4 protein-coding genes are annotated in these 6,381 nt (G+C 70.6%); 3 read left to right on the plus strand and 1 reads right to left on the minus strand.

All coding sequences use genetic code 11. The features are described 5' to 3' along the window. Nucleotides 1-41: 41 nt before the first annotated feature. Nucleotides 42-2,375, minus strand: coding sequence for a transglycosylase domain-containing protein (locus ACWEN3_RS38570; RefSeq protein ID WP_452981031.1), 2,334 nt, complete (start codon nt 2,373-2,375; stop codon nt 42-44). A 387-nt stretch (nt 2,376-2,762) separates the two neighbouring features. Between ACWEN3_RS38570 and ACWEN3_RS38575 the strand changes: the two genes are divergently transcribed. The 3 genes from ACWEN3_RS38575 to ACWEN3_RS38585 are packed head-to-tail and all read left to right on the plus strand — an operon-like array spanning nt 2,763 to nt 6,312. Next, complete coding sequence (locus tag ACWEN3_RS38575; RefSeq protein ID WP_452981034.1) at nt 2,763-3,287, plus strand: PadR family transcriptional regulator; 525 nt, start codon at nt 2,763-2,765, stop codon at nt 3,285-3,287. Beyond that, nucleotides 3,284-3,973, plus strand: a complete 690-nt coding sequence (locus ACWEN3_RS38580) for an ABC transporter ATP-binding protein (protein WP_452981037.1) — start codon at nt 3,284-3,286, stop codon at nt 3,971-3,973. Before ACWEN3_RS38575 ends, ACWEN3_RS38580 begins: the two co-directional genes overlap by 4 nt. Continuing rightward, nucleotides 3,970-6,312 carry an ABC transporter permease gene (locus ACWEN3_RS38585; protein ID WP_452981040.1) on the plus strand — a complete coding sequence of 781 codons (2,343 nt, stop codon included), beginning with the start codon at nt 3,970-3,972 and terminating at the stop codon, nt 6,310-6,312. The genes ACWEN3_RS38580 and ACWEN3_RS38585 overlap by 4 nt, the downstream gene beginning before the upstream one ends. The last annotated feature ends 69 nt before the right edge of the window (nt 6,313-6,381 follow it).

A 6,381-nucleotide genomic window follows, 5' to 3' on the forward strand; every position in this document is an offset into this window, starting at 1 on the left:
ACCGTCACCGGGCAGCAGGCCCGTACCTTCGCGTGTGTCCCCTACTGCCCGCCGGGGTCGAGCGGGTCCTGCGGGGTGATCTCCCCCGTCGGCGCCGTCGTGGTGGGCGTCTGGGTCGGGGTCTGCGTGGGTGTCTGCGTCGGGGTCTGGGTGGGGGTCCGCGTGGGCGTCTGCGACGGCGGCCGGGACGTCGGCGCCTTGCTGGTCGGCGTCTGCGACGGCGTCTGGGTCGGGCTCTGGCTGAACGTCGGGGTGGGGGTCGGCTCGATGGCCGCGCCCTGCGTGGTGTTCAGGTCGAACTGCGCCCTGTCGGTCACGCCGAAGGTGTACGCGGCCCAGATGTCCGCCGGGGGGCCGCCGCCGTTGACACGGCCGCCGCCCATCGCGCCGGTCAGGGACACGTGGTCCCACTTCCTGACCGGCCTGCCGTCGCAGCCCGTGCCGCCCGGCTTGCTCGCCTCGCCGAACAGGCCGACCGAGGTGACCAGGTCCGGCGTGTAACCGGTGAACCAGGCCGAGCGGTTGCAGTCGGACGTACCCGTCTTGCCCGCCACCTGCTGGCCGTCGCGCAGCGAGTTGGCGGCCACGGTGTCCTTCGCCGTACCGTCGTCGACCACTCCGGTCAGCACCGAGGTCACACTGTCTGCGGCCGTACGGCTGATCACGGACCCGCCGACCGGGTTGGGCATCTCGACCGTGCGGTCCCGCTGCTCGGCCCCCTTGAGGATCGACGGCGTGACCTTGTAGCCGTGGTTGTCGAACGTGGCGTAGATCCCCGCCATCTCCAGCGGGCTCGCGCCCATGGAGCCGAGCGTCTGCGCGGGCACCGCCTGCATGCCCTCGGTGTCCATGCCGAGTTGCTTGGCCGTGCTCATCACCTTGTCCATGCCCACGTCCACGCCCATCTGCGCGAAGACGGAGTTGACGGAGGCGTCCATGGCGGTCTGGACCGTGATGGGCCCGTAGTCGTGGTGGTCCTCGTTCGGCGGGCCGAACCCGACCTTGGCGCCGTGGTCGACGACCTGGCGGCCGCTGGTGCCGTCGTACACCGTGTCGGCGTTGATCGACTTGCCGCTCTGCGTGGTGGCGTTCTGCTCCAGCGCGGCGGCGAATATGACCGGCTTGAACGTGGAGGCGGGCTGGTAGTCCCGGCGGGTGGCGTTGTTGGTCCAGTGCTTGTAGTAGTCCGTGCCGCCGTACAGCGCGACGACCTTGCCGGTCCTGGGGTCCACCGAGACCGCGCCGGCCTGGACGTTGGCGTCGACCTTGCGCGTCTTCGGGTCGAGCTTGCCGGTCAGCCGGCCCTTGATCGCCTTCTCGAGCGCGGACTGCTTCTTCTTGTCGATGTTGAGGGTGATGGTCCAGCCGCGGTTGACCACCTGCTGCACCGCGTCCTGGCGGCTGATGCCCTCCTGCGCCATCAGCTGGTCCTCGAGCTGCTGGTTGGCGAGTTCGACCAGATAGCCCTTCTGGCCCTCCTCACCGGGCGCGCCCTTGGGTTCCTTCGGCACGGGGAACTTCATGGCCTGCCGCTTGCCGGCGTCGAGCCAGTGCTGCTTGACCATGTTGTCCAGGACGTAGTTCCAGCGGGCCTGGACCAGTTGCTTGCCGGTGGGGCTCGCCACCGCCCAGTCGTACTGGCTCGGCGCCTGGAGCAGCGCGGCCAGGTACGCGCCCTGCTCGACCGTCAGGTTCTGGGCGTCGGTGCGGTAGTAGGCCTGGGCGGCGGCCTGGATGCCGTAGGCGCCGCGGCCGTAGTAGCTGGTGTTGATGTAGCCCGCGAGGATCTCGTCCTTGGTCTTCTTCTGGTCGACCTTCAAGGAGATGACCATCTCCTTGAGTTTGCGGGTGACGGTCTGGTCCTGGTTCAGGTAGTAGTTCTTGACGTACTGCTGGGTGATCGTGGAGCCGCCCTGGGCGCCGCGGCCCATCGCGGTGTTGTACACACCGCGGGCCAGGCCCCGGAAGTCGATGCCGGAGTCCGTGTAGAAGGTCTTGTTCTCCGCGGCGACGAAGGTGTGCTGCACGTCCTTGGGCACCTTGGCCAGGTCCACGCTCTCGCGGTTGGTCTTGCCGACGCGGGCGAGGAGCGTGCCGTCGCTGTACTTGTAGACGTTGCTCTCCTGCTTGGCGAGGGCGTTGCCCTCCGGGACGTCGACCATCATGTACAGCACGACGAAGCCGCCGACGCCGAGCAGGCACACGGTGAACAGCGTGCCGAGGATCTTCTTCCACGTGAACAGCCTGCGTATGAAGCCCTTGCGAGGTCTGCCGTCGGGCCCGGCGCCGGCTGCGGGCTTCGAGCGGCGACGCTGGGGCGCCGCGGCGCGGTGGCCGCTGCGCTGTCGCGCTCGTCTCTCTTCCGCTCGTCCCATGGGTCCTTCGCTCCGCTTCCGTCTCAGTGGTCAGCTCCGAAAGCTAACACCCGTCTATATGACAAAGGACGTCCGATCCGCTCTTTTACGGACGTGAGAATCAGCACCCGCCCCACAGGGAACCGACGAATCTGGCCGGTCTCGGGTTGCCTGACGGAGAAAAGTGATCTCACAAAGGCGTAATGACGAGAGGCATTCCAGCGGCCCGGAAAGCCCGAACCGGACGAGAAGCGGAATGCGCGGTGACACCGGCGACAAGCCTCGGCCGGGCCCCACCTGTTCCAGAACCGTGACAATCGGCCCCCACCTGCACCGCCCTACCCCCCGCCATGATCTACGCACTCCACGTATACATCCGGCGTATACACCGTGTGTAGAGTGCGGAGCATGTCCATCGGTCACACCCTCCTAGGGCTCCTGGAGTCCGGCCCGCGCCACGGCTACGACCTGAAGCGGGCCTTCGACGAGAAGTTCGGTCACGACCGGCCGCTGCACTACGGCCAGGTGTACTCCACGATGTCCCGGCTGCTGAAGCACGGTCTCGTGGAGGTCGACGGGATCGAGGCCGGCGGCGGCCCCGAGCGCAAGCGGTACGCCATCACCGACGCCGGCGTCACCGACGTCGAGCGCTGGCTCGGGACCCCGGAGAAGCCGGAGGAGTACCTCCAGTCGACCCTCTACACCAAGGTCGTCCTCGCCCTCCTCACCCACCGCGACGCCTCCGTCATCCTCGACGCCCAGCGCGCCGAGCACCTGCGCAGCATGCGGATCCTGACCGACCGCAAGCGCCGGGGCGATCTCGCGGACCAGCTGATCTGCGACCACGCCCTGTTCCATCTGGAGGCCGACCTGCGCTGGCTGGAGCTGGCCGCGGCACGCCTCGACCGGCTCCGTACGGAGGTGACCCGGTGACCGCCCCCGCCGGCTCCCTGCTCGCCGCCGAGAACCTGCGCAAGGCGTACGGCCCCACGGTCGCGCTCGACGGCGCCGAGTTCTCCATCCACCCCGGCGAGGTCGTCGCCGTCATGGGCCCCTCGGGCTCCGGCAAGTCGACGCTGCTGCACTGCCTCGCCGGCATCGTGCCGCCCGACTCCGGCTCCATCACCTACGACGGCCGGGAACTGGCCGGCCTGAGCGACGCCGCGCGCAGCGCGCTGCGCCGCAGCGAGTTCGGGTTCGTCTTCCAGTTCGGCCGGCTCGTGCCGGAGCTGACCTGCGTGGAGAACGTGGCCCTGCCGCTGCGGCTGAACGGCATCTCCCGCAAGGAGGCCGAGCGGGCCGCGCTCACCTGGATGGAGCGCCTGGAGGTGGACGACCTCAGGGGCAAGCGGCCCGGCGAGGTCTCCGGCGGCCAGGGGCAGCGCGTCGCGGTGGCTCGGGCACTGGTCACCGCGCCCCGGGTGCTCTTCGCCGACGAGCCGACCGGCGCGCTCGACTCCCTCAACGGCGAGCGCGTGATGGAGCTGCTGACCGACGCGGCCCGCTCCACCAACGCGGCCGTCGTGCTGGTCACCCACGAGGCGCGGGTGGCCGCCTACTCCGACCGCGAGATCGTCGTACGCGACGGCAAGTCCCGGGACATGGAGCGCGCCATATGAATGCGCGCCAGTGGAACAGGGACCTGGGGATGGGGGTCCGGTTCGCCTTCACCGGCGGGCGCGAGGGCTGGATCCGGGTGGTGCTGACGGCGGTCGGCGTCGGGCTGGGCGTGGCGCTGCTGCTGCTGACGGCCGCCGTCCCGAACGCGCTGGCGGTACGGCACGACCGCGACGCGGCCCGCCTCGACTACACCTACGGCCCGAACCGGCCGAAGGCCGCGAACACCCTGCTGATCTCGGACTCCGACACGGAGTACCGCGGCGCGGAGGTCCGCGGCCGGATGGTGGAGCCCGAGGGGCCGCGCGCACCGGTCGCCCCGGGCCTGTCCGCGTACCCGGCGCCGGGCGACATGGTGGTCTCCCCCGCGCTGAGGGAACTCCTCGGCTCCGGCGCGGGGAAGCTGCTGCGCGAACGGCTGCCGTACCGGATCACCGGCACGATCGGCGAGTCCGGACTGATCGGCTCGCGGGAACTCGCCTACTACGCCGGCGCGAAGAACCTGGCGCAGCGCATCGACGGATCCCGCACGGCCCGTATCTCCCGGTTCGGGCATCCGCAGGAGGCGTCCTCGTCGAACGGGCTGGACCCGGTCCTGCTGCTGCTGGTCGTGGTCGTCTTCGTCGTGCTGCTGATGCCCGTCGCCGTGTTCATCGCCACGGCCGTGCGGTTCGGCGGCGAGCGGCGCGACCGCAGGCTGGCCGCGCTGCGGCTGGTGGGCTCCGACAGCCGGATGACCCGGCGGATCGCGGCGGGCGAGGCGCTCGCCGGGTCGCTGGTCGGTCTGGTCTTCGGCACGGTGTTCTTCCTGCTCGGCCGTCAGCTCGCGGGCTCGGTCGAGATCCTGGGCGTGAGTGTGTTCCCCAGCTACCTCAACCCCTCGCCCGCGCTGGCGGCCCTGGTCGCGGTCGCCGTTCCGGCGGCGGCCGTGCTGGTCACCCTGTTCGCCCTGCGCGGGGTGGTCATCGAGCCGCTGGGTGTGGTCCGTACGGCCAGGCCCAGGCGCCGCCGGCTGTGGTGGCGGCTGCTGCTGCCGCTGTGCGGGCTGGCGTGCCTGGCGCCGATGATCGGACAGGGCCGCGACAACGGCGACTTCAACGAGTACCTGGTGATCGGCGGCGTCCTGCTGCTGCTCGTCGGCGTGACCGTGCTGCTGCCCTGGGTCGTCGAGTCCGTCGTGGCCCGGCTCGGGCACGGCGGGGTGGCCTGGCAACTGGCCGTGAGAAGGCTCCAGTTGAGCAGCGGCTCGGCGGCCCGGATGGTGAACGGCATCGCGGTCGCGGTGGCCGGGGCCATCGCGATGCAGATGCTGTTCGCGGGCGTGCAGGGCGACTACACCAAGGTCACCCGGCAGGACCCCAGCCGTGTCCAGATGCAGGTCAACCTGTCGCAGGGCGTCGCCTTCGCCCCGGCCGCGGAGAAGTTCGCCACGACCAAGGGGGTACGGAAGGTCACCGCGCTGGGCGGCAGCGATCTCGGCGACCGGAGCTGGAGCGGCGACGGCCCGCACACCACGACCGGCCTGACCGTCGGCACCTGCGACTCCCTGCGCGCCGTGGCCCGGCTGACGTCCTGCCACGACGGGGACGTGTTCATGGCCACGGGCGGCGACGGGGACGCCGACGCGCTCAAGCTCGTCCGGCCGGGCCGTGCCCTGCACGTGGAGGCGAGCGGCCGGACGGACCGGGGCCCGGACGTCCTGTGGACCGTGCCGAGCGGGGTCAAGCAGGCCAGCGCGATCGACGGACCGATCCTGGGCAGGCTGAGCGGCGTGCTGATGACGCCGGCCGCCGTGCCCGCCAGGATGAAGGGTCAGCTCAGCGGTGCGGTGTATCTGTCGCTCGACGAGTCGGCGCCGGACGTGCAGGAGTACGTGCGCAACACGGCGGCACGGATCGACCCCCTGGCCAACGCGATGATGTGGTCGTCGACCGAGAAGTCCAAGCAGTTCACCTCCATCCGCACGGGTCTGTACGTCGGGGCCATCGCCGTCCTGGTGCTGATCGGCGCGAGCCTGCTGGTCTCCCAGCTGGAGCAGTTGCGCGAGCGCAGGAAGCTGCTGTCGGCGCTGATCGCCTTCGGCACCCGGCGGCGCACCCTGAGCATGTCGGTGCTGTGGCAGACGGCCATCCCCATCGCGCTCGGCCTGCTGCTCGCCTCGGCCGTGGGGCTGACGCTGGGCGCGGTGCTGCTGTACATGGTGGGCGCGACGGTGGGCGTGGACTGGCCGAGCATGCTGACCATGTGCGGCGCCGGCGCGGCGGTGGTCCTCACGGTCACCGTGCTCAGCCTGCCGCCCCTGCTGCGACTGATGCGTCCGGACGGCCTGCGCACGGAGTGACTCAGCGGTTCTAGGGGGTGTCGTTCGGATCAGGCCGGCGCCGTTCCTCACGGCCGGCCCGATCCGAAC

This window comes from Streptomyces sp. NPDC004561 (genome assembly GCF_053602155.1).

Excerpts from the sequence above, each read along its gene's own strand:
- ACWEN3_RS38575 (WP_452981034.1), top strand. The coding sequence starts at position 2,763 with ATGTCCATCGGTCACACCCTCCTAGGGCTCCTGGAGTCCGGCCCGCGC.
- ACWEN3_RS38570 (WP_452981031.1), bottom strand. The coding sequence starts at position 2,375 with ATGGGACGAGCGGAAGAGAGACGAGCGCGACAGCGCAGCGGCCACCGC.
- ACWEN3_RS38585 (WP_452981040.1), top strand. The coding sequence starts at position 3,970 with ATGAATGCGCGCCAGTGGAACAGGGACCTGGGGATGGGGGTCCGGTTC.